28 protein-coding genes are annotated in these 26680 nt (G+C 45.4%); 16 read left to right on the forward strand and 12 right to left on the reverse strand.

The features are described 5' to 3' along the window. Entirely contained in the window at positions 1 to 879 is an 879-nt protein-coding gene (locus tag ACQCVH_RS04735) for an NAD(P)-dependent oxidoreductase (RefSeq protein WP_426834677.1), read from the forward strand. 66 nt (positions 880 to 945) lie between these two features. On the opposite strand, the gene ACQCVH_RS04740 is transcribed toward ACQCVH_RS04735, so the two are convergent. Continuing rightward, positions 946 to 2100, reverse strand: a complete 1155-nt coding sequence (locus ACQCVH_RS04740; protein WP_426834678.1) for an aminotransferase A — start codon at positions 2098 to 2100, stop codon at positions 946 to 948. Positions 2101 to 2339: 239 nt separating this feature from the next. On the opposite strand from ACQCVH_RS04740, the gene ACQCVH_RS04745 reads away from it, so the two are divergent. Next, positions 2340 to 2873 carry an RDD family protein gene (locus ACQCVH_RS04745; RefSeq protein WP_426834679.1) on the forward strand — a complete coding sequence of 178 codons (534 nt, stop codon included), beginning with the start codon at positions 2340 to 2342 and terminating at the stop codon, positions 2871 to 2873. 125 nt (positions 2874 to 2998) lie between these two features. Next, the gene (locus ACQCVH_RS04750; protein WP_426834680.1) at positions 2999 to 3469 is read left to right on the forward strand and encodes a DinB family protein; all 471 of its coding nucleotides are present in this window, start codon (positions 2999 to 3001) and stop codon (positions 3467 to 3469) included. Positions 3470 to 3499: 30 nt separating this feature from the next. Here the strand turns inward: ACQCVH_RS04750 and ACQCVH_RS04755 are convergent, their stop codons facing one another. Next, complete coding sequence (locus ACQCVH_RS04755; RefSeq protein ID WP_426834681.1) at positions 3500 to 4096, reverse strand: TetR/AcrR family transcriptional regulator; 597 nt, start codon at positions 4094 to 4096, stop codon at positions 3500 to 3502. A 269-nt stretch (positions 4097 to 4365) separates the two neighbouring features. On the opposite strand from ACQCVH_RS04755, the gene ACQCVH_RS04760 reads away from it, so the two are divergent. Together ACQCVH_RS04760 and ACQCVH_RS04765 are read left to right on the forward strand one after the other, a co-directional pair. Continuing rightward, positions 4366 to 5703 carry an MFS transporter gene (locus ACQCVH_RS04760; RefSeq protein WP_426834682.1) on the forward strand — a complete coding sequence of 446 codons (1338 nt, stop codon included), beginning with the start codon at positions 4366 to 4368 and terminating at the stop codon, positions 5701 to 5703. Positions 5704 to 5796: 93 nt separating this feature from the next. Next, positions 5797 to 6702, forward strand: a complete 906-nt coding sequence (locus ACQCVH_RS04765) for a chemotaxis protein (protein ID WP_426834683.1) — start codon at positions 5797 to 5799, stop codon at positions 6700 to 6702. A 264-nt stretch (positions 6703 to 6966) separates the two neighbouring features. On the opposite strand, the gene ACQCVH_RS04770 is transcribed toward ACQCVH_RS04765, so the two are convergent. From ACQCVH_RS04770 to ACQCVH_RS04790, 5 genes are all read right to left on the reverse strand, one after another. Further along, positions 6967 to 7431 (reverse strand): YkyB family protein, encoded by a 465-nt coding sequence (locus ACQCVH_RS04770; RefSeq protein ID WP_426834684.1) that lies wholly within the window; start codon positions 7429 to 7431, stop codon positions 6967 to 6969. 161 nt (positions 7432 to 7592) lie between these two features. Then, positions 7593 to 8870, reverse strand: coding sequence for an MFS transporter (locus ACQCVH_RS04775; protein WP_426834685.1), 1278 nt, complete (start codon positions 8868 to 8870; stop codon positions 7593 to 7595). Then, entirely contained in the window at positions 8871 to 9491 is a 621-nt protein-coding gene (locus tag ACQCVH_RS04780) for a PadR family transcriptional regulator (RefSeq protein ID WP_426834686.1), read from the reverse strand. A gap of 182 nt (positions 9492 to 9673) precedes the next feature. Beyond that, positions 9674 to 10171: a L,D-transpeptidase family protein gene (locus ACQCVH_RS04785; RefSeq protein WP_426834941.1), complete on the reverse strand. Its 498-nt coding sequence runs from the start codon at positions 10169 to 10171 to the stop codon at positions 9674 to 9676. An 81-nt stretch (positions 10172 to 10252) separates the two neighbouring features. Beyond that, a complete protein-coding gene (locus ACQCVH_RS04790; protein ID WP_426834687.1) occupies positions 10253 to 11119 on the reverse strand; it encodes a metallophosphoesterase in 867 nt (288 codons plus the stop codon). A gap of 237 nt (positions 11120 to 11356) precedes the next feature. On the opposite strand from ACQCVH_RS04790, the gene fadH reads away from it, so the two are divergent. Then, a complete protein-coding gene (fadH, locus tag ACQCVH_RS04795; RefSeq protein ID WP_426834688.1) occupies positions 11357 to 12118 on the forward strand; it encodes a 2,4-dienoyl-CoA reductase in 762 nt (253 codons plus the stop codon). Between the two features lie 40 nt (positions 12119 to 12158). Here fadH and ACQCVH_RS04800 read toward each other — a convergent pair whose 3' ends face one another. Further along, complete coding sequence (locus ACQCVH_RS04800) at positions 12159 to 12896, reverse strand: C39 family peptidase (protein WP_426834689.1); 738 nt, start codon at positions 12894 to 12896, stop codon at positions 12159 to 12161. A gap of 195 nt (positions 12897 to 13091) precedes the next feature. Here ACQCVH_RS04800 and ACQCVH_RS04805 point away from each other — a divergent pair, with 195 nt between their 5' ends. The 3 genes from ACQCVH_RS04805 (at position 13092) to ACQCVH_RS04815 (ending at position 15475) form a co-directional block, all read left to right on the forward strand. Beyond that, on the forward strand, positions 13092 to 14306 hold the full coding sequence (locus tag ACQCVH_RS04805) for an EAL domain-containing protein (RefSeq protein ID WP_426834690.1): 1215 nt from the start codon (positions 13092 to 13094) through the stop codon (positions 14304 to 14306). A 69-nt stretch (positions 14307 to 14375) separates the two neighbouring features. Then, positions 14376 to 14615 carry a hypothetical protein gene (locus tag ACQCVH_RS04810; protein ID WP_426834691.1) on the forward strand — a complete coding sequence of 80 codons (240 nt, stop codon included), beginning with the start codon at positions 14376 to 14378 and terminating at the stop codon, positions 14613 to 14615. Positions 14616 to 14818: 203 nt separating this feature from the next. Next, positions 14819 to 15475 (forward strand): DUF3993 domain-containing protein, encoded by a 657-nt coding sequence (locus ACQCVH_RS04815; RefSeq protein WP_426834692.1) that lies wholly within the window; start codon positions 14819 to 14821, stop codon positions 15473 to 15475. A 31-nt stretch (positions 15476 to 15506) separates the two neighbouring features. On the opposite strand, the gene ACQCVH_RS04820 is transcribed toward ACQCVH_RS04815, so the two are convergent. Both ACQCVH_RS04820 and ACQCVH_RS04825 read right to left on the reverse strand, forming a co-directional pair. Further along, positions 15507 to 15743: a glutaredoxin family protein gene (locus ACQCVH_RS04820; RefSeq protein ID WP_426834693.1), complete on the reverse strand. Its 237-nt coding sequence runs from the start codon at positions 15741 to 15743 to the stop codon at positions 15507 to 15509. A 67-nt stretch (positions 15744 to 15810) separates the two neighbouring features. Further along, positions 15811 to 16782: an MBL fold metallo-hydrolase gene (locus ACQCVH_RS04825; RefSeq protein ID WP_426834694.1), complete on the reverse strand. Its 972-nt coding sequence runs from the start codon at positions 16780 to 16782 to the stop codon at positions 15811 to 15813. Positions 16783 to 17102: 320 nt separating this feature from the next. Here ACQCVH_RS04825 and ACQCVH_RS04830 point away from each other — a divergent pair, with 320 nt between their 5' ends. Beyond that, entirely contained in the window at positions 17103 to 17339 is a 237-nt protein-coding gene (locus ACQCVH_RS04830; RefSeq protein ID WP_094768870.1) for a YkuJ family protein, read from the forward strand. Positions 17340 to 17662: 323 nt separating this feature from the next. After that, positions 17663 to 18109 carry a cyclic-di-AMP-binding protein CbpB gene (cbpB, locus tag ACQCVH_RS04835; RefSeq protein WP_426834695.1) on the forward strand — a complete coding sequence of 149 codons (447 nt, stop codon included), beginning with the start codon at positions 17663 to 17665 and terminating at the stop codon, positions 18107 to 18109. Between the two features lie 52 nt (positions 18110 to 18161). Here the strand turns inward: cbpB and ACQCVH_RS04840 are convergent, their stop codons facing one another. Further along, positions 18162 to 18893 (reverse strand): sulfite exporter TauE/SafE family protein, encoded by a 732-nt coding sequence (locus ACQCVH_RS04840; RefSeq protein ID WP_426834696.1) that lies wholly within the window; start codon positions 18891 to 18893, stop codon positions 18162 to 18164. A 110-nt stretch (positions 18894 to 19003) separates the two neighbouring features. On the opposite strand from ACQCVH_RS04840, the gene ACQCVH_RS04845 reads away from it, so the two are divergent. The 3 genes from ACQCVH_RS04845 to ACQCVH_RS04855 all read left to right on the forward strand — a co-directional run bounded on the left by ACQCVH_RS04845 (position 19004) and on the right by ACQCVH_RS04855 (position 21887). After that, entirely contained in the window at positions 19004 to 19888 is an 885-nt protein-coding gene (locus tag ACQCVH_RS04845; protein WP_257990466.1) for a transcriptional regulator CcpC, read from the forward strand. A 70-nt stretch (positions 19889 to 19958) separates the two neighbouring features. Further along, positions 19959 to 20669 (forward strand): 2,3,4,5-tetrahydropyridine-2,6-dicarboxylate N-acetyltransferase, encoded by a 711-nt coding sequence (gene dapD, locus ACQCVH_RS04850; RefSeq protein ID WP_224903915.1) that lies wholly within the window; start codon positions 19959 to 19961, stop codon positions 20667 to 20669. 96 nt (positions 20670 to 20765) lie between these two features. Next, positions 20766 to 21887, forward strand: coding sequence for an N-acetyldiaminopimelate deacetylase (locus tag ACQCVH_RS04855; protein ID WP_426834697.1), 1122 nt, complete (start codon positions 20766 to 20768; stop codon positions 21885 to 21887). A gap of 92 nt (positions 21888 to 21979) precedes the next feature. Here ACQCVH_RS04855 and ACQCVH_RS04860 read toward each other — a convergent pair whose 3' ends face one another. Continuing rightward, the gene (locus tag ACQCVH_RS04860; protein WP_426834698.1) at positions 21980 to 22864 is read right to left on the reverse strand and encodes a mechanosensitive ion channel family protein; all 885 of its coding nucleotides are present in this window, start codon (positions 22862 to 22864) and stop codon (positions 21980 to 21982) included. Between the two features lie 197 nt (positions 22865 to 23061). Here ACQCVH_RS04860 and ACQCVH_RS04865 point away from each other — a divergent pair, with 197 nt between their 5' ends. Together ACQCVH_RS04865 and ACQCVH_RS04870 are read left to right on the forward strand one after the other, a co-directional pair. After that, positions 23062 to 24816, forward strand: a complete 1755-nt coding sequence (locus ACQCVH_RS04865) for an ABC transporter ATP-binding protein (RefSeq protein WP_426834699.1) — start codon at positions 23062 to 23064, stop codon at positions 24814 to 24816. Positions 24817 to 24828: 12 nt separating this feature from the next. Further along, positions 24829 to 26646, forward strand: coding sequence for an ABC transporter ATP-binding protein (locus ACQCVH_RS04870; protein WP_426834700.1), 1818 nt, complete (start codon positions 24829 to 24831; stop codon positions 26644 to 26646). The last annotated feature ends 34 nt before the right edge of the window (positions 26647 to 26680 follow it).

Here is a 26680-nt window from a genome sequence, read left to right on the forward strand (position 1 = left end):
ATGGTGTCACCTGAAAATACGACCATCGGCTTCATTGGTACAGGGGTCATGGGGAAGAGCATGGCTAAGAACCTGATTACGGCAGGCTATTCACTGGCTGTATATTCAAGAACAAAGTCCAAGGCCGAAGAGCTTTTGGAACTGGGGGCCCAATGGGCAGATTCCCCCCGGAAGATAGCCGAGACATCGGATATCATCATTACGATCGTCGGCTATCCGAAGGACGTAGAAGAGATTTATCTTGGGGAAGAAGGCTTGATTGCAAATGGGAAAAAACATTCATATTTGATTGATATGACAACTTCTACTCCCACTCTAGCCAAAGAAATCTTTGAAGCTGCCCGTCAGAAGGGGCTAAGAGCCATTGATGCACCTGTTTCGGGCGGCGATATCGGCGCGAGGGAAGGCAGGCTGTCCATTATGGCAGGCGGAGAAAAGGAAGACTTTGACACTCTGCTTCCTTTGCTGGAGGTGCTTGGAAGCAATATTGTACACCAGGGACCGGCTGGAGCGGGCCAGCATACGAAGATGTGCAATCAAATTGCCATCGCATCCAATATGATCGGCGTCAGTGAAGCGATTGTCTATGCAGAAAAGGCAGGCCTGGATCCAGCGACAGTGCTGAAAAGCATTTCTGCAGGGGCAGCCGGCAGCTGGTCGTTGTCCAATCTGGCTCCAAGAATGATTGCAGGAAACTTCGAGCCGGGATTTTACATAAAGCATTTTCTGAAAGATATGAATATCGCCCTTGAAGAAGCAAGGCAAATGGGCATGGATACTCCCGGGCTTGCTCTCTCAGAATCGCTCTACAGGGAGCTTGCTGAAAAAGGAGAAGAAGACAGCGGGACACAGGCCCTATACAAGCATTGGGAAAAATAAAGAATTACGGTTTGGCAGGTTCAAACAGAAAACCCGCAGTCATTGGACTGCGGGTTTCCTGCATTTTTACCTGTCCAGCCTGCCAAGATAGGCTTCAAGCCTGTCCAGCCCTTCTTTCAGCGTATCCTGCGAATAGGCAAAGGAAAGGCGGAAATAACCTTCTCCGAATTCCGAAAAAGAACTTCCTGGAACGAAAGCGACTTTCACCTCGTTTACAAGCTTCAGGCAAAAATCAAAAGAAGTGATATTTTTTTCCGGAATTTTAACGAAAAAGTAGAAGGCACCGTCCGGCTTGACAACGTCAAGCCCCATGTTTTCCAGGCGGCCGTACACATAATCCCTTCTGGACAGGTACTCTTCCCTCATAGGAATAGCATCATCGATACCCTCTGTCAGAGCCTCCAGCGCCGCCATCTGGGAGATGGAAGAAGCGCAGGTAACATTATATTGATGCACCTTCAGGATATGCTTTGCTATTGATTCCGGCGCAAACAGCAGGCCGATTCTCCAGCCTGTCATCGAGTGGGATTTAGAAAGCCCATTAATGACGATCGTCTGCTCCCGCAGCATGGAAGAAATTGATGTATGAGGTCTGCCATAGTTCAGTTCGCTGTATATTTCGTCGGCCAGGATAAAGATCTCCCTGCCTTTTACAAGATCCGCTATTTCTGCCAGTTCTTCATCCGTAAGACTGACGCCGGTAGGGTTGGAAGGATAGGGCAAAACGATGCAGCGGGTCTTAGGGCTGAGATGCCTGCGGATGACTTCTGCAGTAAATCGGAACCGGCTGTCCCTTATATCGGCATGTACCGGTACTGCACCGCACAGCTTTATAATCGGCTCGTACCCTGGATAGACCGGACCGGGCAGGATGACTTCGGCTCCTTCCTCAAGAATGGTGCGGAACGCAATGTCGATCGCTTCGCTGGCGCCTGTTGTCACAATCACTTCATTTTCAGCATTATAATCCATCTTATATTTTTGCCGGACAAAAGAGGCAGCCGCTTCTCTTAGCCTAATATCCCCGGCATTATGGGTGTAGGATGTAAAGCCGCTGTCAATCGCTTTTTTTGCAGCATCCCTGACATGAAGGGGAGTAGGGAAATCGGGCTGTCCAATTGTGAGGGAAATCATGTCCTTTGTCCCTGCAACCATATTGAAGAATCTCCTGATGCCCGATATTTCAATTTGTTGCACGCTTTTATTTATCAAATGTTCCAAAATATGTACCTCCTACAGAAAGTGCTGGAGAGAAGATGATGCCCAGCTGTGCTATTCAATAGCAATATTTTATCAGATTTAATGAATTGTAACCATGCAGTCTGTTTCGCAAAATGAGTATCGGGGTGAAAGTTGATGGTTCTATATTCCATTTATGGTTTTTTGAGGGTAAATCAGCTATTGAATATTGGCAGGGAAACCTTTAATATGGAATTGATAATGGTAAGGGAGGTATTTTGGTGGAGGCAGCATTTGAAAAACAAAATGATTCAGAACAAAAGGAGTATGGGGGTTTTTGGCTCAGATTCGGGGCCTACCTGATTGACAGTATCATTGTGGGGATTCCAATCGTCATTATAACAATTATCATCTTTGTCGTCTTTCTGGGCACCTCAGATTCTGTCTTGTCCTCGTTCACTGACCCGGCATATATGGAATCCGGAGAGATGACAGATGCAGAGGCCATGGACTTTATCAGCCGCTACTTCGGGGCGCTTCTGCTGACTTTACTGATCAGCACAGTAATCGCGGTAGCATATAATGCAGGAATGCACGCATCTAAATGGCAGGCGACGTTTGGGAAGAAGCTTGTCGGCCTGAAAGTGACTGATCTTCAAGGGAACAGGATTACTTTCTGGAGAGCGCTAGGCAGATACATGGCACAAGCCTTTTTATCGCAAATTTTGCTGATTGGCTATATTTTGGCAGCTTTTACAGAAAGAAAGCAGGCTCTGCATGATATGATTGCCGGCACGGTTGTTGTAAGAAACTGAGAAAGATAAAGCTTGGGGAAAAAGGGGGGGCGCAAGCAATTGCGGCTGCCTTTTTTTTAGGTAATTAAAGGATTTATTAAGCAAAATGATGAATGTATTAACTAGTAAGAGGGGGTGCATCTCAGTTGAAGAAACAAGATTTGATTGAACATAATGTAAGGATTTCAGAATGGGTTCATTCTCTGAAAGAAGCGGATGATGAGGCATGGCTTGTGCCGACAGCCGAGGGTAAATGGCCGCCGGCTGCTATTGTCAGCCATATGCTGTTCTGGGATCAATATTCCTTGACTGAAAGATTTCCGCACTTTGCAGAAGGGGTCAAGCTTCCCAATTTCCCGGATTTCCAGAAAATCAATGATGAAGCAGAGGCTTACGCCTTAAGCGGGACCGCCAAAGAGGAAATTCTCCGCCGGTTTGCCGAAACGAGGGCCAGGATCATTCAATTGCTTGAAGGCCTGGAAGACAGCGACCTGGATAAGGAATTCTTCATTGGCGGCAATAAAATTTCGGCAAGAGAATATTTCATGGACTTTGCCGAACATGATCTGCATCATAAAGAGCAGGTGGAGCAGTTCTTTAATGCACACCGCGGCTGAGTCCTCCCAATAGCCAAAAGAGCCACTTTGCTAATGATGGGAGCTCTTCAATCTGAAAAGGTAAAGCCCTGCCATACTGGCCATCAGCTCTTCCAGTGATTCCTGCTCATAATGCTGGACCCAGTGAAAAAGGGTTCCGAAGAAAGAGTTCACAATCATCTGCGCAAAGGGATCCGCGTCTATGGAACTGGAAAACTCGCTGGATTCCTGGCCCTCTTTGATCATGCTGGCCAGGAAATCTTTAAAAAATCCGGTCATTTTAAGCTCGGAATGCTGAAAGTCTTTCTGAACCGTCATAATATGAAAAATAGATAAAAGCAGATTCGGGCCGTATTCTTCATTGACGGCTGCCATTTTGCTGAAGAGCGCCATAAACGCCGTCTCGGTGCTTGTACAAGATTCGTATTCCGATTTAAAATCCTTGAGCATAGCTATTTGATGAGATCCGATTGCGTGCAGCGCCGCTTCTTTGGATGTGAAATAATTAAAGAATGTCCCCTTGGCTACACCGGCATGATTGCTGATTTGCTGAACGGTCGTATTTTGAAAGCCCTGCTTTTTGAATAGCTCGATCGCACTGTCAAATAAAAGCTGTTTTGTCTGTTCTTTTTGTTCCTTCCTCCTCATCGTTCCCCACCTTTAAATTAATTCCTGTCATTATACCATAATCGTCCTGAATAATTATTGAAAAACTTAAATTTATATGAAGCGCGCTTCTTTGTAAATTAATTGTAAAAAGAAAGGTATTCTGTACTAAGAGATTGAATATATGATGGATGGGGAGAGGGGGATGAAAAAGGGGCTCTGCAGCCTGTTTACCAGCAGGTCAAGCAGGTATACAATGAAACTGGGAAAAGAAAAAGAGAATATGAAAAAAGAAAAAAGGGGTTGTAAGGATGCCTGCACTGGAAAAGAAGCAGACAGCTAAGGCCGGAAGCGGCATAAGCCCTTGGAAGCTGTATTTCACACTTCCTGTTATATCATGGGCTTTATACGATTTTGCCAATACGATATTTTCATCCAATATCAATACTATTTTCTTTCCGTTTTATCTGGATGAAGTGGTCGGGACGAGCGAGGTGCTCGATCAGATTGCCAGCACTTTTATCTCTTATTCAAACGCAGTAGCAAGTTTCTTTTTAGTTTTGTTTTCACCGCTGTTCGGTGTCATGATCGACAGGACCGGAAGAAAGAAGAAATACATTGTCATATTTACACTCATTTCCGTGGCGTCGATCATCCTGATGGGGCTTTTTGCAGGAAGCAGCATGGACAGTACCATATTCGGGCTCCCCATGTCCCTGGCGCTCGTAGTGGTGTCCTTTGTGATAGCCAAGTTCTTTTTCCATTCCAGCCTGGTTTTCTATGATTCTATGATTACAGATATAGGAACCAAAGAAAATATTCCCCTCATTTCCGGCTTTGGGGTTGCTGTCGGCTATATCGGTACATTAGTAGGGCTCACTGTCTATCCTTTTATAGGAGATGACAATTTTCATGAAGCCTTCATTCCGACCGGGATTTTATTCCTTGTATTTTCACTGCCGCTTTTCTTCTTTGTAAAAGACAATCCGAAGCCTGCGGGGAAATTAAAGAAAGAATCTTTTTTATCCGGCTACAGGGAAATCTATCAAACCTTTAAAGAGATGAAGCTGTATAAGCCGGTCTTTACCTTCATGATTGCTTATTTCTTTTTAAATGATGCGATAGCCACAACAATCGCCATGATGGCTATCTATGCAAAAGCAATCATTGGCTTTACCACAGGCCAATTCATCCTTCTTTATCTGGTGTCCACCTTATCAAGCATCATCGGCTCATTTATTTTCGGATATATCACGAAAGCTAAGGGGGCGAACAAGGCTGTCAGATATGTTGGCATATTGCTTCTGGCAGCCCTTATCATAGCCACTTTTGCTGTCAACGAAGCGATGTTCTGGGCAGCAGGAAGCATGTTTGGCGTTTCCCTTGGAGCAATGTGGGTGACAACAAGGACGTATATTGTTGAACTGACACCCGAGCACAAAAGGGGCCAGTTTTTCGGGCTGTTTGCCTTTTCCGGGAAGGTTTCGTCCATCATCGGCCCTTTTCTTTACGGAAGCATCACGCTCATTTTTGCGGATTGGGGCGATATTGCCAGCCGAATGGCACTTGGATCCCTCATGGTTCTTACCATCATCGGCCTTATTGTCCATTCAAGGATCCAGCAGCCGGATGAGGTGCAGCAGGACTGATATCCGGATTTAAGGCTGCCTTGTTAAACTGAGACAGGTTCCTGCCGATATAAAGAAAGAGACCAGTTTTTTTGAAGAGGGCAGGAGATTAATATGGAATCCAACAACGGAATTTTGCTAGAAAGCGGAACGAATGAACTTGAAATCGTCGAGTTTACAGTTGGCGGCAATCAATTCGGAATCAATGTCATCAAGGTGAAGGAAATTATTAATCCTCTTCCTGTTGTTCAGATTCCCCGTTCACACAAAAATGTAGAGGGAATCATTGAGCTGCGCGGAGAGGTGCTTCCAGTCATCAATGTAGCGGAGACACTCGGGCTTGCCGCGGGCGGGAGTCAGGAAACCGATAAATATATTGTGGCAGAATTCAACCAGCAGAAGGTTGTATTCCATGTCCAGAATGTAACCCAGATCCATCGGATATCATGGGATAAGATTGAGAAGCCGTCAGAGCTGTATCAGGGAGCTGAGAGCCAGATCATCGGGGTTGTTAAGATAAATGGCGGCATGGTATTATTGCTCGACTTTGAAAGAATTGTAGTAGATATCAACCCTGAATCAGGAATCAATGTCCAAATGGTGCAAAAACTTGGTGAAAGGGAGCGCAGCACCAAGAAGCTTATTGTTGCAGAAGATTCTCCTCTTCTCCGGAAACTCCTGCACGATACCCTTGCGGAAGCAGGCTTTCAGTACGTGGAATTCTTTGAAAATGGCCGGGATGTACTTGAATATCTCCAGAAACTGGAAGATGAAGGCAAGAATCTCAAAGAGGAAGTCCAGCTGGTCATAACGGATATAGAGATGCCGCAGATGGACGGCCATCATTTGACAAAGCGGATTAAATCAAGCCAGTCCTTCGGGGAGCTGCCTGTCATTATCTTCTCCTCGCTGATTACTAATGATCTGCGCCACAAAGGGCAAATGGTTGGGGCAGACGCCCAGGTGAGCAAGCCGGAGATTGCTGAACTTGTATTATTGATCGATAAGCATGCATTGTGATGGGAAACAAAAAAAAGACATCTGCGGATGTCTTTTTTGTTTGCGCGGGAAGTGCGCATTATAGTCTTTGATCTTCAAATACGGTCCAGCTCCAAAGCCTAGCCCCTCGAGTCATAAGCCAATCAGGCCAGAAGGTTAAAGAGCAGCCTTCCGTCCTGCTCGTCTTATGCTTGAGGCCCGCAGGACGCGGGTCATGCAGACGTTGCCACAGGACGTGGCGTTCTTAGTCTGCGTTCCTTAGTGAGCAAGGCTTTTCCGCTTTTCTTAATAGCTTTCTCCCAGTTTCTTAAATACCGGTTTTTGGTATTTCTTCTGTTTGTCATGCTGATTTTCCGATTCTTCCTTTAGTCCTGTATAAGAAGACAGGAGTTTTTTCGCTTGTCCGAGGGGAAGCCGGGTTTTAGGATTGCGCACAAAGGAATCAAGCTTCCCGAGATGGGGAAGGTCTTCGAAATCCTTTTTGGCAGGAGGGATGTGGAAGGTATAGCTTCCGCACTCGACCAGGACGTCTGATTGCTGCTGGCTGTTTCTTGGGTTCCCGGAAAAGTGAAGGCCGATTTTACGGGCATCTCCGTTTTTGATCAGCTTCAGGATTGCTTCATGCTTCAATTTATATAAAAATTTAGGGTTTGTTGCTGTTTTCGCATGGCGGTTCACAGTGAAGATGGCTTGAGAGAGGTTTTCAACCGTTGGATGCAACCGGGGGGGCTGATTCTTGTCCGAATTCAATGTTTTGGCTCCTTTCTAATCGTTAAACATAATAGAAAACATTGTACCAGCTTTTTCCGCAGATTAAAAGTCATGTCTCCCATAAATCTGCCAGAGGAAGAGATATAATTCATTATACCTCTTCCTTTTGGATTTTGGAAAGATTATGATAATCGTTTTTATCAGAGTGATTGGCTGATTACTTTCTCCGGGGCTGGTGTTTTAAGCTTCCTCAGAACGTATAGCAGCACTATAGCTCCCATTAGGCAGGTGGCGCTTCCTGCACCTGCCATAACGTAAGATACCCCCCATAATTTGGCCAGTAGCGCTCCGGCAGCAGGGGCAATCAGCATGGAGAAGGTCTGCAGGCCCATTGCTGCCGCTGATACCCTGCCCATCATATTCTGCGGTGTTTCTGACTGAAGCACATAACCATATGGCACTGCTTCTCCTGCTCCGAAGAAGCCGAGCAGGAAGGCGCCTGCAAGCCAGACAATTTGAGGGAAATTAAGGATGCCGAAGCTGCCCAATCCGACCAGGATAATAAAAAGTCCGCTGAAGCATGCTGAAGCAGACATTAAATGGATCGGACCCTTTTTCCAGAAAGTCCATTTCCCGAGTGCCAGTGATCCGGCAACACTCCCAAGGCCGACGGCACTGATCAGGAAGGTGAAACTTTCTTGTGTAAAGCCGAGATTTTTTGCAACAAAAATAAACAGTCCATCATATAGAAAAATGATGAAGAAAGCCACAGAAGATAAGAGAATGGAAATTTTCAGAAGCCGTGTGCTGGCGATATGCCTGATGCCCGCTGCGAAATCTGTCCAATAGCCTTGCTCCTTTTCACCGCCGGGCTGTTTGGCAGTTTCTGCATCTGCAGGCAGACCTTTAGATGCGGGAAGGGAAGCCAAAAAAAGGATGCTGACCAGGAAACCGGCCGCTTCAAAAATAAAGGGGCTCTTCGTTCCGAATAGTGCCATCAGAAGGCCGCCAAGTGCAGGGCCGGCAATTTTCATGGTATTCACTGACAGCTGGCTCAGCGTGACAGCCTCCGGCAGCCTATCTTCTGCCACAATTGCCCGAATCATGCTTTGCCTTGCCGGGTCATAAAGAGCAGCTGCAGTTCCTTTTAAAAAGACAAACAGCAGCAGCACATACAGATTCGGCGACCAGAAAAGGCCTGCGACGAATAAAATTTTGCATAACATGCAAACCATCATCAAAGCTTTCTTCGGCAGCCTGTCAACAAACACACTTGCGAACGGACCGATCAGCACCCAGGGAATTCCCAGAGTGATGATAACGGCGGCAATGGCAGATTCGCCAAGCCCCCAGTAATAGACAACAATGACCTGCAATGCAACGAGATCGAGCCAATTACCTAAATCAGAAAAGATCTGCGCCCCAAAGAGGGAACGGAAGGCTTTCTCTTTTAAAGGGGAGAAAATGCCGTTTTTCATTTATTCTTCCTCCGATTTCAATCCAAGCGAATCTCTGCGCCTGGCCAGCAATTTTTTCTCTGCACCGGTTGGGTCCTGGCCTTCCGGCAGTTCCCCGGCTTTTAATATTGATATGCTTTCGTCTATCCATTTCAGCTCAGTCTCCAGCCGCATCTCTGCATAGCGGATCGTCAGCATGCCTATACTGCTGACATAGGAGATTCCGTTCCTTGGCCATTCTTTCACAAAATTGAGGATATCTTCGGATTCGCGTTTTCTTTTTTCGAGATGGCTGATTAAATGGCGGGTATCCATATCACTGTGCCAGGTGCTCATTTTCATGAACAGTTCATCTTTGATGGCCGGGTATGCAGGCGGGGTGCAGAGCCACTCTTCAAACTCCTGCCAGCCTTTTTCCGTCAGTTCATACAACTTTTTATTCCGTCCATTTTCCTCTTTTTCCATTGAAAATACATAGCCTTCTTCCTCCAGCTTTTTCAGCTTCGGATAAATGCTTCCATAGCTCATGCCCCAATAAAGGCCGGCAGCTTTATGTTCAAATTCTGATTTAATATCATAACCTGAGCTGGGCCAAAAGCTGAGAACTGCAAGTAAGCTGTGTTCAGTTGACAATAGGATCACTCCTTATACCATATTTATATATCAGATTGATATATCAACATGATACGTTAAATGGAATAAAATCACAATAGGTATTATGATAATTTGGCAATGGAAGGATTTAATAAAAATTAAGGGCAGCCAATATTCCCGATCAAAATGGAAAACCCCATCCTGCAAATCTTATGCAGAATGGGGTTCTTTCAATTTTTGATCATAACCCTTGTTCCATTTGGTACAATTCCGGCAAGTTCCAGCACATCCTGGTTATACATCCGCACACAGCCTTTGGAGACTGCCTTGCCAATGGATGAGGGGTTATTGGTTCCATGGATTCCATAGCCTGCTTTTGATAAAGAGAGCCACATGAGCCCAAAAGGACCGCCAGGATTGGGTTCACGGTTAACAATTACATAATCGCCGGGAGGTGTTTGGGTAAGCATCCTGCCGATGCCGACAGGATAGTTTTTTTGCAGTATTCCATTTTTAAAGAGAGACAAGCGGCGGGTGGATAACGTAATACTTAACATATACGGAATAGAAGAAGGCTCAGGAAGTCCGGGAATCATTAGCCTTTGCCCCTGAAAAATTTGATCTGGATTGCTGATTTGCGGGTTTGCAGCCAATAACTGGGCAATCGGGCGGCGGTAGTCCATTGAGATGCCTGCCAGAGTTTCGCCTTGCTTTACTGTATGGTAGATAAGCAGCCACTCCATTCACAGGGTTTATTACAGCATATGCACCAGCAGCTTGTATTTTTCCTCATGAGCAGAGCCGTCTGTTCATGAGGAATGGAAGGTAAATAGCGTCAACTCAGGTTTGGATAGGAATCTGAATGGAAGCCTCGTAGTGCCGAGCCCTCGATTGACATAAAGAGTCAAAGGGTTACTTTCGCCAATTGTATAAAAGCCTTCATAATATTTTTGTCCATAAGGCGGGGTGACCAGTGCACCGAAAAACGGAATCTTAACCTGACCGCCGTGGCTGTGGCCGCTCAGCTGGAAGTGGAAGGAATTTTCATATGCCTTGTCCGCCAGGTCGGGAGCGTGTGACAGGAGGATGCTGTAGTGTCCTTCCGGAATGCTTTCTGCCGTTCTTTTCAAATCAGGCCTTCCGAGCATGGCATCATCAACTCCGGCTATATAAATGCTGCTATCTCCAAGCTTTACCTGATGTGACTCATTGAGCAGGAGCTTGAAACCGCTTTTTTCAATGATATTTTTATAAATATCGGATCCGTATCCTCCGTGGTCATGATTGCCGTAAACTGCAAATTTGCCGAAAGGGGCATTCAGCTGCTTGAGGAGTGAGACAATCTGCTCTGCCTGCATAAATTTATTGGGCTCATCCATCAGGTCCCCGGTAAAGAGAATGATATCCGGCTCCAGACTGTTTATTTTGCCGGCGAGTTTTTCAAGCTGGCCGAGCGTGTACTGGAAGCCTATATGGGTATCGCTGAATTGCACAGCTCTGAAATTATTGAAGGCTTGCGGGATGGTTGGATCTGTTATTCTATGAACAGCCGTTTCCAGTAACTTCGGTTCAATCTCACGCGCATAGTAATAGCTTCCAGAACCTGCCGCCAATGCTGCTAAAAGAGATCCGGCAGCTGTTTTTAAAAATGATCTTCGTGATATTTTTTTGGTCATATATCTACCAGCCTATCTATATATGAATATACGTCTTTATACTATCAGACAAGAGCAAGGAAAAGAAGGCGGTAATTCGCAGCATAGAGAAGTACAAGATGACATTGAAGAAAATAATTGGCATTTAGCTGCCCAACTCTTTTTCTAATAATAAATTTATATCAAAAAATATTAGAAAATTCTCTTAATATGATAAAATAGAATAATGAACGATCATTCATTTTAAGGGGGATTATAATGGAAAGCAAAACAGTCATCGTGACCGGCGGTTCGAGCGGGATGGGCAAATATATGGCTAAAAGGTTCTCAGAAGCAGGAGCGAATGTGATGATCACCGGCCGCAATTTGGAAAAGCTGGAGGAAGCTAAAAAGGAGATCGAAACAAAGGGAGCAGTGCTTCCTTTTCAAATGGACGTCAGGGAGCCTGAGCATGTTAAAGCAATGGCACAAAAAGCACATGATAATTTTGGCAGCATTGATTTTCTTGTCAATAATGCTGCTGGGAACTTCATTTGCCCTGCCGAGAGCTTGAGCGCCAATGGATGGAATTCCGTCATTAATATCGTTCTGAATGGAACATTTTACTGCAGCAGTGAAATTGGGAAGTATTGGATTGAAAAAGGCATTAAAGGAAGCATCATAAACATGGTGGCTACTTATGCCTGGGATGCCGGACCGGGGGTGATCCACTCGGCGGCTGCTAAGGCCGGAGTCCTTTCCATGACAAGGACACTTGCTGTTGAGTGGGGCAGGAAGTATGGCATCCGGGTTAACGCGATTGCACCCGGGCCCATAGAAAGGACCGGCGGTGCAGATAAGCTTTGGGAGTCAGAGGAAGCAGCGAAAAGAACCTTGAACAGTGTCCCTTTAGGGCGGCTTGGAAAGCCGGAGGAAATTGCCGAGCTTGCGTTTTTCCTCTTCTCTGAACATGCTGGCTATATTAATGGTGAATGCATTTCAATGGATGGCGGCCAATGGCTAAACCAGCATCCTTTCTGAATGCGCATAACAACAGCGGCCAAACGGCCGCTGTTGTTTTTTAGTTATAGCTTATTGCCCTTGATTTTAATGCAAGCCAGGAGGATTTAAATCTTTCTTTTTCGATGCGTACTTGCTTTTTTCCTGACAGCGGATCGTTTACGTAAACAGCCTTATGGTCATAGCCAACAAGGGTTACTGCATGCAAATCAAGCGGAGTCATAATTGTTTCTCCATTATGTGACCATGATTCCCATCGGTCAGGCAGCCTGTAATCACCTGTTGTCCAGACTACTGCTGGGTATCCTTTTCCTACATGGGAAAGGATGTTTTCAAAGGACTTCCCCGTCAGATTCACTGCCCTGCCAGGAAGGTATTGAAGGGCCAGTTCAAAAATCGGTATATCAAAGGCTGCATAGCCGGCTTGCTTTCCGGTCATGTCCCCGACAAACCCATGTGCTGGATTTCCCCATTGAACAATATCCCTATTTGATTTTATAATTGGATCAGGATCTTTTTTTATTTTGTGATAAAGGTCCATTTTATCAGCCTTGACTCCTGCGTATTGGAGCATCATGGCAAGGCTCGTCACTTCACAGCCATATTTCAGCTCAGGATTCTGCTTTATCAGCGGAACATCCAATATAACCTTTTCTCTGCCGGCAGTCTCCTTGCCTGCCGACCGGTTTATTTGAATTTCACCCGCAGACTGGCTCCTTATTGCAGCCTCCTGTTTATCGAAGTGGCTGCTGCAGCCCAGCAGCGGAAGCATTAAAACAATCATATACATATTTTTCAAGGCAGGCCCTTCCTTCTGTCCGGCGTTCCGAAAACAGGCCATGCCAGATCAAGAAACGGCTCCGGTTTTTATTTTTATCATACCTGGCCAAAGATATTCCGGCTGGTTTTCAATATGGTCTTATGACTCTTGGGGGATGCTTTTCCATCCTGTTTGGCAGGCTCCAATAATATATATGAAAGGCGGGGAAAAGCGATGGATGCATTGGATATATTAACAGAACTTGACCGTGTTATACCGCATTTCCAGGCCATATTCAGTGCTGACGAACATAAGGTTATCGGTTATGAGGTATTGGGAAGGTTTGCTGCTGACGGCTCTGCCGAAAGCCTTGGCCCGTTTTTTCTGGACGACAGCATCCCAGAAGAATACAGGCTTGAAGTGGATAATGTGGTCTTAATGAAAGCACTTGACCATTTTGCCGGCAGGCAAGGGGAAGAACTCATTTTCATCAACCGGGACGCCGGTCTGCTTATGCACGATTCCGGAGAGCACTTCCTGCAGCTCCTTTTGCAATATCAGGATAAAGGCATCAGCCCCGAAAGAATAGTACTCGAGATTACCGAAAGAAATTACAAGGGAGACCTTGAACACCTCGACCACCTCCTTAATTATTACAGGACGTACGGCATCAAGATAGCCGTTGACAATATGGGACATGACAGCAGCAGGCTTGACAGGATCGGCCAGCTTTCTCCTGATATCATCAAAGCAGACCTCAAGGGCCTCAGATCAAATGCGTCAGCTGCTTCCTATCGCGATATCCTGTATTCTCTTTCCCTCCTGGCAAGAAGAATTGGGGCGACGCTACTGTTTGAAAATATTGAAATGGTCTACCAGCTGCAATTCGCCTGGAAAAATGGAGGAAGATACTATCAGGGATTTTATTTGGCCAAACCCCAGGCCGCTGTGATCGAAAAAGATTACCTGAAGGAAAAGCTGAAAACAGAATTTCATCGTTTTATCCTCCATGAAACAAAGAAGCTGGAAAAGATCCATGCAGCTGCTGGAGAATTTCAAACTAAAATCCAAGAGCTTTTGTCTAAGTACAAGAAAATTCAGGATTATGAAGAGCTTCTGCTGGCATTGTCCGGGGAAATGGATGGAGTTGCTTTCAGGATGTATGTATGTGATATGGAAGGCTTCCAGCAGTCTCCGAATATCTTTAAAAAAGGTGAGGACTGGATCATCCAGCGGAAGTATTACAGGAAGAACTGGAGCTGGCGCCCATATTTCCTTGAAAATATAGTGAGGATGAGAAATGACCAGAAAGGGATCCTGTCTGATCTTTACAGTGATATTGAAACAGGGGAAACCATCAGGACCTTTTCTTTCCCTTTACATTCGAAGGATTACCTTTTCATAGATATTGCTTATTCTTTTTTGTATGACCAGGAAGGTCTGCTATAAGATTTTTCCTGTATACTCCATAACGGTAAGTGGCACATTAGGAATACTACTTTCCCGGGGGGAATTCTAATGAGCGCTTTTATGACCATCCTTCTGATCATCGCTGCAGGCATTCTGCTGACCGGCTTATTATATACGATGTCCGTCGCACGAAATCAGAGAGCGGTGAAGGGAGATATGGATTCAAGTATTTCGCGGCAGGTGCAGGATCACCCATACATCCGCAATCCGGTCATACTGACATATGCCATCTGCTTCATTCTTTTAGTCATTTTTATTGCCTACTATACAACTACAGTCAGCTGGTAACTGATTATAAATGAGGGACTGCCATTCAGGCAGTCTCTATTTTTATTTCCAAAAATATGCACAGGTAAAATTCATGGAAAAATGTTAATCCTTCCTTAATGTCGGGTAATTTCTATTAAATAAAAGAATTGGCACTATAGATTATTTTCCGCTTTTTTTAATTTGCCGGCTTATGACAAATAAATCAATGAGGAGGAGGATTTGTGTATATAAAATGGGCTTTTATCCTGTTGGCCGCGGGAATCCTGGCCGTTATGCTGCCTATGGCAGGTGCTGAAGCTGCCGAAGACCACGTTCTGGAAAACAGGGGAGAGGTGCTTCAGTTCCTGGAAAGTGCTTTTGAGGCGCAGACATCTCTGAGTAAAGAGCCGAGATCACTGGAAGAAATAGAAGCTGTTCTTGACCCTTATTTTACAGACAGCTACGCAAGCCTTTTTCTGCAGGAGAACCTGTCTGAGGAAGGGGAAGGGAATATTATTTACGGAACTGACTTTGGTTTGTATTATATACCGTTCTTTGAGTTTACGGAGGAGACGAAAGTGGTCATTGACCCCGAAAAAATTCTAGTATTTGAATATTTTCCTGGCATGAACGAAGGCCCGGCTGCCTATCCAGGACATTATGAAGGAATCCGGATCGAAAAGACTGATTCAGGCTGGAAAGTGGCAGAATGGCTTTATGATGAGGCACCGCAGAATATATTATCAAGTGCTGCTTCTGATTTAGTATATAAAGGATACAATGACAGGGCCGGCTTCTCCAGGGAAGCAGATAACCTTATACCTATGGCCGGGAGCGGCTTGCTGGTGCCTGGCTTTTCTCTGAGCGGCGGTGAACAGCTGCTGCTGATGGAGGCATAAAAAAGAGCAGGCCCGCAGCCTGCCCTTCTAACTAATCGATATTCAGCTCTGCTTTCAATTTTTCCAGGTCAAAACCAGTTATGACGGTTTGATCAATCACAAAGGTTGGAGTGGAGTAGGAATTATATCTTTTGGTTAATTCATCCCTGGCTCTCTTGTCCTTGCTGATATCCTTCACCTCATATGCAAAGCCGTATTCCTGGAGGAATCGCTTGGAAATTTCGCATGGCGGGCAGTCTGGCTGGGAATATAGGATAATTTGTTTCAATTGAATCTGCTCCTTTATTTACTCTCACTTTGAATATAACATATTTTTATGAAAGCTATCCTGCCATCTACCGAAGATTTTCCGTTTTTTTGTCCCTTTTTGCCAAATAGTTTGCAAGCCCCATCGCTGATACTTCTAAATCTAGTGACAGCAGGCTGTATATAGGATGGTCCTCCGCAATGCCCTTTTGACTTAAATAGGCAGTTACCCTCTTTTTGAGGCGGGAGGCTATGAGGCCAGGTGCTGCATTAGGGGATGAAGCGCAGTGAAAGGATGTTTCCGCTTCTTCAATGAAGATTTCAAGCCAGCTTCTGACCTGGAAAAAGACTTCAGCAGGATTTCGCGATATGCCAAAATGTCCGAAGTAAAGGCAGTCCAGTTTTTTTGATTCATACAAAGAGAGGGAAGCCAGCATCTTCTCAGGACTGAATTGATTTGGCGAAGTAGAAGGCAAATAAAATTCAACGCCCTCCCTATAAAGCTGGGGGTAAAAGATGCCAGCAGTGTCGCCTGTAAACATCCCGTTCTCAGGGGGATAATAGACGCTGAAGTGATGGTTTGCATGGCCTGGTGTATCAAAAAAGGCTAGTGTACATGTATCGCTCAGCCTCAGCTTACTTCCATCCTCCATTGCTTCCAGCCTGTCTGGCGGTACTGGGAGGATCGGGTCAAACAAAGCTTCAAATTGATCACCGTATACGGCTTTTGCTCCTGCAATCAGACGGGATGGATTTGCCAGATGTTTTGCTCCCTTTGGGTGAACGATCACTTTTGCCTGCGGACATGATTTAAGCAAAAGTCCAGCACCCCCGGCATGATCAAGATGAATGTGCGTGAGGATGATATATTTTACATCTTCGGCTGAGAGGTTTAATGCTTCGAGCCCGGCGAGGATTCTCGCAACTGAAGGGCTTGCAGAGGTTTCAATGAGGGCGAGGCTGTCTTCAGCCAATATGTAAGTTCCTGTCCGCTCTTCCATATTCAGGTCGTAATCATCGATTAAAAAAAGTTTTTCGGCTAACTTTGCCGGCTTTTGCAAAAAAATCACGTCCTTTTCCGAAGCTTTTGCTTGTACAAAGCATGTCATTATTTTATGCTGTTAATATTGGCATGTAAAGAATTATGGTTCGAATATTCTGATTTTAATTCTTTAGGATAGAAACATGCTGAAAGTGAAACCTAAGAGCAAGATGAAGGTTTGTATGAAGGAAAAGGAACGGAGCTTTCCAGTTTGCGGGTTCGCCGGCTTAAGGATGGAGCAGCTCCGCCAACGCTGCCGATTGGAATGATGTTTCCAATGTCCTTCATATATAATGGCGGCATATATTTGATTTGGTTTTGTTCGAAAGGAGAGGGAGCATGTCACAGCTTCAAGGTATATTAACACGTTTAAAGAATTTACAGGAACAGTCAAGCAGCGGGGAACCCGCCCAGCGTTTTTTTGAGGTGAATGGCGAAAGAAAATGCCAGGTTACTTATCATCCAAAAACAGAGACATACGAGCTGGAAGTATATAACGATAAAGAAAAGCCAAAAAGATACCAGTTTGACAATATGGATATGATTACAATTGAAATCTTTGATCTCATCCAATAATGCAATCCCTTTAAAGGAACCTTCGAGGTTCCTTTTTTGCATTTTCCATGCCTATGCAGCGAGGATAAACTTCGAAAATCAGCAAATCCTAAAGATAAAAAGGGGTGAAGCCATGTTTCCGACAGTTGAATGCCCAAAATGCCATGATGAAGATAGCATGGAACGAGTATTAACAGCTCAGTCCAACCAGAATGTTATTTATAGATGCCCCAAATGCCGTTTTACCGTAAAAGATATTCCCACCAGCAAAGGGTAAGAAGGCCAGCGCCGAAAAAATATGATAAAATGAAAAAGTAAACACTTTCATTTGAGGAGTTTCGGCTATGATAAGTCTTCACAGTGGTGAATATCTGGAAATAAGCATCAGGGACCTTATGATCCCTTCTGAAAGGGTAGCGCATGTACAGATTGGCAATACCCTTGAACATGCCGTGCTGGTGCTGACAAAAAGCGGCTATACAGCCATTCCTGTACTGGATCCCCGCTATAAGCTCCATGGTCTCATAAGCACTCCCTCCATTATGGATTCGATCCTCGGGATCGAAAGGATCGAGTTTGAAATATTGGAGGAAAAACGCGTGGAGGAATGCATGAATCAAAACATTCCCCGCCTAAAAGCAGATTCGGATATGAAGCTGGCAATTGAGCTTTTGGTTGATCATCCCTTTGTCTGCATTGAAAATGAGGACGGCTTCTTTGAGGGGATTTTAACAAGAAGAGCACTCCTTGACCGGCTGAACAAGCATGTACGCAGATCGAACAGGAAATGATTTTAGCAGCTCCCGCTGGGGCTGTTTTTTATTTATGAAGAATTGCGCTGTGTCATTGCAGCAGTCTTGCTGACAGCTGGATAATAAGGAGGATGGTAATGCCATGAAGCAATCTTTTCAGATAACCGGGGTTGATTTTACCTGCTGCCCTGACAGCGAGATGAGCACCGAGCAGCGACCCTGTCAGCAGACAGAGGGAAGGCTCGATCTGGAAGCTGCCTGCTCCAAGATAGACAGTGAACGACGCAAAGCAGCTGATGAATGTCTGGAATCGGCTGAAAGCCACTGCTCTGATATAGTTGAATCCTTTATTTAAAAAGGTATACATAAGGAGCGTTCCCTGGCCGGGGCCAAACAGTCCGTCATATGCCCCTATGAAATAGATGGATGGAAAAATTCGCGGTGTGATGCCTGTCTCACTGCCGGTTTCTGCCGGCTTCTTCAGCATCGTGATGACTAGGGCAAAAACCAGCAGGGAAACAGCAAGCATCGTCATGGTTTTTTCGGGGATGCTGTTAGCCAGGAGTGCCCCTGTGGCTCCTCCCGCAAGTCCGAAAGGCAAAGTTTGTATGCTGTCTTTCAAACTGATCTCCCTTTTCCGCAGCAGATAGATAAAGCTGGAGAAAGAACTGAAGATATTCGAAAATTTAGCCGCTGCAACCGCACTGTGGACGGGTATGCCGAGCAGGAGCATGGAGGGCATTCCGATAAGTCCGCCGCTCCCGGCAAGTGTTCCGATAAAAGCAGACAAAAATCCTATAAGTATTAAAATAGTGTATTCCATTTCATCCCTCCTTCGCTCTCAGTTTATTCATTTCTTGCTCATAATGAAAGTTGGAAAAATTTAAGATATAATATAAGAAAAAGTTATCAAGTGAATAAGGGGAAGATTACATGTCAGCACTTTCTGAATTTCATCTTTTATCGGTCCTGGCTCAGGAAATGAATATGAGAAAGGCGGCGGAACGGCTATTTGTCTCTCAGCCGGCTCTGTCGCAAAGGCTGCAGTCGATTGAAAAAGAATGGGAGACCAAATTGTTTGTGCGTTCTCAGAAGGGTCTTACCCTGACACCTGCCGGCGAACTGGTGATTCAGTTTGCCAATGATGTAATTGCCAGGGAAGAGAAGGTCAAAGAATCCATCGGGGCCCTTAACTCAGAGGTGCATGGGACTTTAAAGCTGGCAGTTGCTTCAATCGTCGGGCAGAACTGGCTTCCACAAGTCCTGAAAAAGTATATCAGCAGGTACCCGCAGGCCAAAATATCTCTTATGACAGGCTGGAGCAGCGAAATTTCCAAATCTCTGTATGAGGATCAGGTGCATATCGGCATCATCCGCGGGACGCCGGACTGGAAGGGAGTCAAAATCCATCTGTTCAAGGACAGCCTCTACCTTGTTGACAAGGAAATTACCCGGCCGGAGCAGGTACTTGAAACAGACCGTCCATTCATCCAGTTCAAAAGCGACTCTAATTATTATCAGGAAATCCAGGACTGGTGGATGAGGCAGTTCAAGACCCCGCCTAAACGGACTGTTGTTGTGGATCAGATTGAAACATGCAAACAAATGGCCTTCAATGGAATCGGCTATGCCATCCTTCCTGCGATCACCCTTAATGGTGCAGAAAAGGATATATTTAAGATTCCTTTATTGGATGAGGACAATGAGCCGATTATGCGCGATACCTGGCTGCTGGGCTATGAGTCTGCTTTCCAGCTGAAGCAGGTAAGGGCATTTGCGGATTTGATAAAAGAGCATGTAGAAGAGGGGGGAAATTAGGTTTTTTTCTTGTTTTCGGTGCTTTTGTTTGTTAAAGTAATGCTAGTTACATACATAGGAGGCCTGTCACATGAAAATGATGGACGCAAATGAGATTATTTCATTTATACAAAATAGCACAAAATCAACACCGGTTAAATTATACGTAAAGGGCGATTTGGAAGGATTGGATTTCGGTCCGTCCGCTAAAACCTTCTTAACCGGCAATACAGCAGTGGTGTTTGGAGAGTGGGCTGAAATCAGCCAGGCGCTTGAAACAAATGCTTCACGGATTGAAGACTATGTTGTGGAAAATGACCGCCGCAATTCAGCGATCCCATTGCTTGATATGAAAAACATCAAGGCAAGGATTGAGCCGGGTGCCATCATCAGGGACCAGGTTGAAATCGGGGACAACGCTGTAATCATGATGGGTGCTTCCATCAATATCGGTGCTGTTGTCGGCGAAGGCACAATGATCGATATGAATGTGGTCCTTGGCGGCCGTGCCACTGTCGGGAAGAATTGCCACATCGGAGCGGGCTCTGTTCTTGCAGGCGTCATCGAGCCGCCTTCAGCCAAGCCGGTTATCGTTGAAGATGACGTGGTCATCGGAGCAAATGCAGTCGTTCTTGAGGGCGTTACAGTGGGCAAGGGTGCTGTTGTAGCAGCAGGCGCCATTGTTATCGATGATGTTCCTCCATACACAGTTGTGGCTGGTACTCCGGCACGCGTCATCAAGGAGATTGATGAAAAGACAAAATCAAAGACTGAAATCAAGCAGGAGCTTCGCCAGCTGTAAAGGCAGGATAGAGGACCGTGCCTTCCAAAAGGGAGGCCGGTCCTTTTTTGTACCTTTACAAATGCAGGATTTTCACCTTTAAAGGAGAGAGATCACATGAATCAGTTCATTCAGGTCAGAAGGGATCTGCATCAGATTCCGGAGCTGGGATATAAAGAGTTCAAAACACAGCAATATCTGCTTGATTACCTGGGCACACTTGACCAGACTAATATGGAAATCAAAACGTGGAAAACAGGCATTTTTGTGAAAGTGAACGGGACAATGCCGGGCAAGATGATCGGCTATAGAGCTGATATCGACGGCCTTCCGATCACTGAGGAAACGGGCTTTGAATTCTCATCCCGGCATGAGGGCCGCATGCATGCCTGCGGCCATGACTTCCACATGAGCATCGCACTTGGGCTCATTGCCCATTTTACCGGGAACCCCATCAAAGATGATCTTTTGTTTATTTTCCAGCCTGCTGAGGAGGGACCCGGCGGTGCGGAGCCAATGCTGAAATCCGAGATTATGAAAGAGTGGCGCCCGGATATGATTACAGCACTCCATATCGCTCCAGAGTACCCGGCCGGTTCGGTTGCTCTGAAAGAAGGGCTTCTCTTTGCCAATACATCAGAGCTTTTTATCGATCTAAAGGGCAAAGGAGGGCATGCAGCGTATCCTCATAAAACAAATGACATGATTGTGGCAGCATGTTCACTGGTATCCCAGCTTCAATCCATCATATCAAGAAATGTTGATCCGCTGGACAGTGCGGTCATTACTATCGGGAAAATTACCGGAGGGACTGTCCAAAATATCATTGCGGAGAAAGCAAGGCTTGAGGGAACAATCAGGACTCTTTCTGTGGAAGCGATGGCCAGGGTTAAGAAGAGGATTGAGGCACTGGTCAAAGGAACTGAAGCTGGCTTTGAATGTGAAGCACATATAGATTATGGAGCCATGTATCACCAGGTATACAATGATGAGGTGCTTACAAGGGAGTTCATGGACTTTATGCGTACAGGGACCGAAGCAGAAGTGATTGAATGCAGGGAAGCAATGACAGGCGAGGACTTCGGCTATATGCTGAGCGAGATTCCAGGATTCATGTTCTGGCTGGGTACAGATTCTGAATTCGGACTGCACCATTCCAAGCTGCAGCCAAAGGAAGAGGCAATCGAAAAAGCAATCACTTATATGACAGCCTACCTGGAGTATAAAGGTAATCAATGAAGATGGAAGAAAGATGAAAGGATGATCCCCGTGAGGATCATCCTTTTATTTTGTAAGACTAAACAGCGCGATGAATACCAGCCCTGCCTATTTCAATTATTGCCGTTTTTTTCAATATAAACCTGATGCGGATAAGGGATTTCAATGCCGTTGGCGTCGAGCGCTTCTTTGAGCGCTTTCCGCAATTCCCGTTCAACCCCCCACTGCTCCATATTCTGCGTTTTTGCTATGATGCGGAGAACCACGTCCGAGGAGCCAAGGGACTGTATGCCAATGACATTAGGGCCTTCCATGATTGCCTCATTCCCCGCCTTTACATTGTCGCATGCTTCCTGAAGAACCATGATTGCTTTATCAATATCATCATCATAGGAAATGCCAATATCCACAAGCGCTCTCATGTTTCCGCGGGAATGGTTGCTCAGGCTCGTAATCTCCCTGTTGGGTACAAAATGCAGTGTTCCGTCAAAGCCCCTGATCTGCGTTGTACGCAGGCCGACTTGCTCGACAATGCCGGAAAAGCTCGCAGCTGTGACATAATCCCCTACATCTATCTGCTTCTCAAGAAGCAGGAAGAAGCCTGTAACCACATCACTCACAAGGCCCTGGGCCCCGAAACCGATTGCCAATCCGACAACACCGGCACCGGCCAGGATAGCGGTTGCCTGGATTCCAAAAATCTGGAGGACGGTGACCGTAACAATAAAGATCAGTACATAAGAAAAAACATTGCTTGTCAGGCTTTTGAGCGTTTGAGCACGTGCCGAAGAAATATTCTCCCGCTGTTCAAAAGTGTCAAAGCTCTTTGAAATAAGCCTGCCCCCTGCAGCTCTTACAATCAAAAAAATGATGAAGATGGCAGCAAGCTTTAAAATGGCTGCCCCTGCCGAGAAAGCGAGGGCCCCCCAATCAATATTCCCAAAATACTCTTCTGCTTCTCTAAAATTCAAAAAATCAATCCTTTCATATGTAAGCATTTTTTCATTCTAACAAACATACAGCGGGCTGAACAAGAAATCCCCTTTCCTGCAGCCATGAAAAGATGATTTTAAATAATCAAAAAAACTGGAAAATTCAGACTGAAAACTATAGATAATTATTTCGATAACCGTTATATTTAATATTACGGTCTTTTATTTTTCAATTTCTAACAACAAGAGAGGGGGAAATGGAATTGGAAATATTTAAGAAACTTAAGGAATATTACTGGCCCTATAAGAAATATTTTATTTGGTCGATGGTATTCCTGCTGGCTGTGACAGGCATCACGGTGGTTTATCCGATGATTCTGCAGCTGACCATTGATGAGGTGGTGCTGGGAGGGAAATATGAATGGATTCCTTATTTAGCGTTCGGCTTTATCGGGATCATGTTCGTTAAAGGTATTGCAACTTATATTCACCAATATACTGGAGATTTATTTGGCATCACATCCGTATATAAACTGAGAAACTCGCTTTATGAAAAACTGCAGTACCTTCCATTCAAGTATTACGATAATGCAAAAACAGGGGATATCATGTCGAGGCTGACCGCAGATGTCGAGGGGTTCAGGTTTTTCCTGTCCTTCGGGTTTTCGGAGCTGATCCGGTTCATCCTGCTTATCGGCATCAGTTTCTCAGTTATGTTTTATTACTCTGTACCGCTTACCTTAGTGACACTGGCAACCCTGCCGTTTCTTGCTGTGGTAACCTTCAAATTTGATAAAGCTGTACATCCTGCCTTCAGGGATATCCGAAAGTCGTTTGGAAAGCTGAATACGAAGGTGCAGGAAAATATCAGCGGCATCAATACGGTGAAATCTCTCTCAAGGGAAGACTTTGAAATAGGGAAGTTCAACCGTTCTAATGAAAATTATAAAGACAATTATCTATTCACTTCTGATATTTGGGCAAAATATTTTCCGCTGATGGAGTTCCTGGGAAATTTAAGTGTTGTTCTCCTGCTTTCTTACGGCGGATATCTGGTAATAGACGGATCCCTGCAGCCAGGGGAGCTTGTAGCATTCTACAGTCTTGTATGGTATATAATGTGGCCGATTATGAACCTCGGGTTTGTCATCAATCTATTCTCCCAGGCAAAGGCTTCAGGGGAGAGGCTGCTGGAGATCCTGGAAGCGGAGAATGAAATCAAAGAGGCGGCCAATGCTGCCAAACCTGATAGAATCCGTGGAGAGGTAGATTTCAAATCCGTTTCACTGCAATATACAGAAGAAGATAAAGAGGCGCTCCACGAGGTTTCATTCAAGGCTCACCCAGGCAAGACAATCGGACTCATCGGTGCAACCGGATCAGGCAAAACAAGCGTAACCCAGCTGATGACACGTTTTTACGAAGCATCATCCGGGGAAGTGCTGATTGATGGGAAGAATGTCAGGGACTATTCGCTTGAAGCCCTGAGGAGCGGGATAGGTTTTGTCCTTCAGGAATCTTTCCTGTTTTCTTCAACCATTAAAGCAAATATTTCATACGGAAGACCGGAAGCTTCCATGGAAGAAATCGTGGATGCTGCCAAGCGGGCACAGGCGCATGAATTCATCCTGGAGCTGCCTGAAGGGTATGATACCATGCTTGGGGAAAGAGGCATGGGACTCTCCGGCGGCCAGAAACAGAGGATAGCCATTGCCAGGGCAATCTGCACAGACCCCGGAATCCTTATCCTGGATGATGCCACCTCTGCAGTGGATATGACTACAGAATTCAATATCCAGCAGGCATTAAAGGAAGTCATGAAGGGGAGGACGACCTTTATTATCGCTCACAGGATTTCTTCCTTGAAGCATGCTGATGAAATCCTAGTTTTTAAAGACGGCCGCATTGCTGAAAGGGGCCGCCATGAGGACCTGCTGAAAAATAATGGTCCGTATCAGCGGATCTACGACATTCAATACCAGGACCACCAAAAGGTCCTCCAATCTCAAATAAGCTAAGGAGGGGTGAGCGTGAAGGAGACAGCAAAAGAAACAGTATTGAAAAGATTCCATTACTCAACAGATGATGTCATTGAAAAACCGTTTAACTGGAAGCAGATGTTCCGGCTGTTCAGCTACATGAAGCCGTACCGCAAGAAACTGCTCCCTTTATCGGTCCTGATGGTTTTGATCACGACTGCAGTCAGACTGATCATACCTATCCTGATCGGGGTTTATACATTAGATAAGGCACTGAAGGACAAAGACACAGGGCTGCTCACTACCCTCGTCATTGTCATTGCTGCTTTGTATACGAGCTCTTATATAGCTAATATTTTCAGGATCAAATGGATGAATGCCCTTGGCCAGAATGTCATCTATGATCTGAGGAAGCATTTATTCACCCATGTTCAGACGCTGTCGCACCGTTTCTTTGATCAGCGGTCTGCAGGATCCATCCTGGTGAGGATCATGAATGATATCAACTCCCTTCAGGAGCTGTTTACAAACGGTGTCATTAACCTTCTGATGGACCTTATATTGCTTTGCGGCATTTTTGTCATTCTGTTCTCGTTAAGTCCGCAGCTGACATTGGCGATCATGGTCATTCTGCCGATCATGTTTTTTATCTCAACGAGCCTGCGCAGGAATATCAGGAGGTCCTGGCAGACGGTGAGGCTGAAGCAGTCGAAGCTCAACTCCCATTTGAATGAAAGCCTTCAGGGAATACGGGTTACCCAGGCATTTACACAGGAAAAAGAAAATATGATGTTCTTCGATGGCGTGAACAACGAGAATTTCGAAAGCTGGAGGCAGGCTTCACAAAAAAATGCTATGTTCAGGCCGCTTGTAGAATTGACCAATGCTTTCGGTACGGCAGCACTAATCTGGTATGGAGCCCACTTGATCCAGAATGGGAGTATCACCATCGGCGTTTTCGTATCCTTCGCCTTTTACCTTGGTATGTTTTGGGAGCCGATTTCAAGGCTGGGAATGGTCTATAACCAGCTTCTTATGGGGATGGCCTCATCAGAGCGAATCTTCGAATTCCTTGATGAAAAACCGATCGTGTCAGAATCCGAAAATGCGATTGTCCTGGAGGATATGAAGGGGCATATTCAATTTAAGGATGCTGAGTTTTCCTATGATTCCAAGCGAACAGCATTAAACAAAATCAATCTGGAAATAAAAGCAGGCCAGACTGCTGCCCTGGTCGGCCATACTGGATCAGGAAAAACAACTATTGCAAATCTGATAAGCCGTTTCTATGATCCTACCGAAGGAGCGGTTTTGATTGACGGGCATAATTTAAGAGATGTTTCATTAAAGAGCCTGCGGGCCAAAATTAGCGTAGTGCTCCAGGATACCTTCATCTTTTCCGGAACCATTGGAGATAATATACGGTTCGGAAGGCCTGATGCATCCGAAGAAGAAGTAATACGGGCTGCCGAAGCAGTCGGCGCAGCTGATTTCATCCGCAATCTTCCTAAAGGCTATGATACAGAGGTTGAGGAAAGGGGAAATATCCTTTCTGTCGGAGAAAGGCAGCTTCTATCCTTTGCCAGGGCGCTTCTGGCCGATCCGCGCATCCTGATTCTTGATGAAGCAACTGCAAGCATTGATACAGAAACAGAAATGAGGATCCAGGAAGCCCTTAAAACACTTCTAAAGGGAAGGACGGCCATCATTATTGCCCACAGATTGTCAACTATACGCGACGCCGACAAAATCTTCGTACTCGACCATGGCAGCATTCTTGAAGAAGGAAGCCACGAAGAACTCATGGACAAAAAAGGCCAATACTTCCAGCTAGTAAAAGCGCAATTTACAATGCTGGATGCTATATAGAAAAGCGGAGGCGGCTTGCCCAGAGCCGACAAGC

The sequence above is a fragment of the Bacillus infantis genome (assembly GCF_050107595.1).
Taxonomy (GTDB): Bacteria; Bacillota; Bacilli; order Bacillales; family Cytobacillaceae; genus Bacillus_AB; species Bacillus_AB infantis_C.

What these genes read in the sequence shown, in the direction of transcription:
- ACQCVH_RS04735 (WP_426834677.1), top strand. Translation starts at nt 1, where the DNA reads ATGGTGTCACCTGAAAATACGACCATCGGCTTCATTGGTACAGGGGTC.
- ACQCVH_RS04755 (WP_426834681.1), bottom strand. Translation starts at nt 4,096, where the DNA reads ATGAGGAGGAAGGAACAAAAAGAACAGACAAAACAGCTTTTATTTGAC.
- ACQCVH_RS04760 (WP_426834682.1), top strand. Translation starts at nt 4,366, where the DNA reads ATGCCTGCACTGGAAAAGAAGCAGACAGCTAAGGCCGGAAGCGGCATA.
- ACQCVH_RS04765 (WP_426834683.1), top strand. Translation starts at nt 5,797, where the DNA reads ATGGAATCCAACAACGGAATTTTGCTAGAAAGCGGAACGAATGAACTT.
- ACQCVH_RS04775 (WP_426834685.1), bottom strand. Translation starts at nt 8,870, where the DNA reads ATGAAAAACGGCATTTTCTCCCCTTTAAAAGAGAAAGCCTTCCGTTCC.
- ACQCVH_RS04790 (WP_426834687.1), bottom strand. Translation starts at nt 11,119, where the DNA reads ATGACCAAAAAAATATCACGAAGATCATTTTTAAAAACAGCTGCCGGA.
- fadH (WP_426834688.1), top strand. Translation starts at nt 11,357, where the DNA reads ATGGAAAGCAAAACAGTCATCGTGACCGGCGGTTCGAGCGGGATGGGC.
- ACQCVH_RS04805 (WP_426834690.1), top strand. Translation starts at nt 13,092, where the DNA reads ATGGATGCATTGGATATATTAACAGAACTTGACCGTGTTATACCGCAT.
- ACQCVH_RS04810 (WP_426834691.1), top strand. Translation starts at nt 14,376, where the DNA reads ATGAGCGCTTTTATGACCATCCTTCTGATCATCGCTGCAGGCATTCTG.
- ACQCVH_RS04830 (WP_094768870.1), top strand. Translation starts at nt 17,103, where the DNA reads ATGTCACAGCTTCAAGGTATATTAACACGTTTAAAGAATTTACAGGAA.
- cbpB (WP_426834695.1), top strand. Translation starts at nt 17,663, where the DNA reads ATGATAAGTCTTCACAGTGGTGAATATCTGGAAATAAGCATCAGGGAC.
- ACQCVH_RS04840 (WP_426834696.1), bottom strand. Translation starts at nt 18,893, where the DNA reads ATGGAATACACTATTTTAATACTTATAGGATTTTTGTCTGCTTTTATC.
- ACQCVH_RS04845 (WP_257990466.1), top strand. Translation starts at nt 19,004, where the DNA reads ATGTCAGCACTTTCTGAATTTCATCTTTTATCGGTCCTGGCTCAGGAA.
- dapD (WP_224903915.1), top strand. Translation starts at nt 19,959, where the DNA reads ATGAAAATGATGGACGCAAATGAGATTATTTCATTTATACAAAATAGC.
- ACQCVH_RS04855 (WP_426834697.1), top strand. Translation starts at nt 20,766, where the DNA reads ATGAATCAGTTCATTCAGGTCAGAAGGGATCTGCATCAGATTCCGGAG.
- ACQCVH_RS04860 (WP_426834698.1), bottom strand. Translation starts at nt 22,864, where the DNA reads ATGCTTACATATGAAAGGATTGATTTTTTGAATTTTAGAGAAGCAGAA.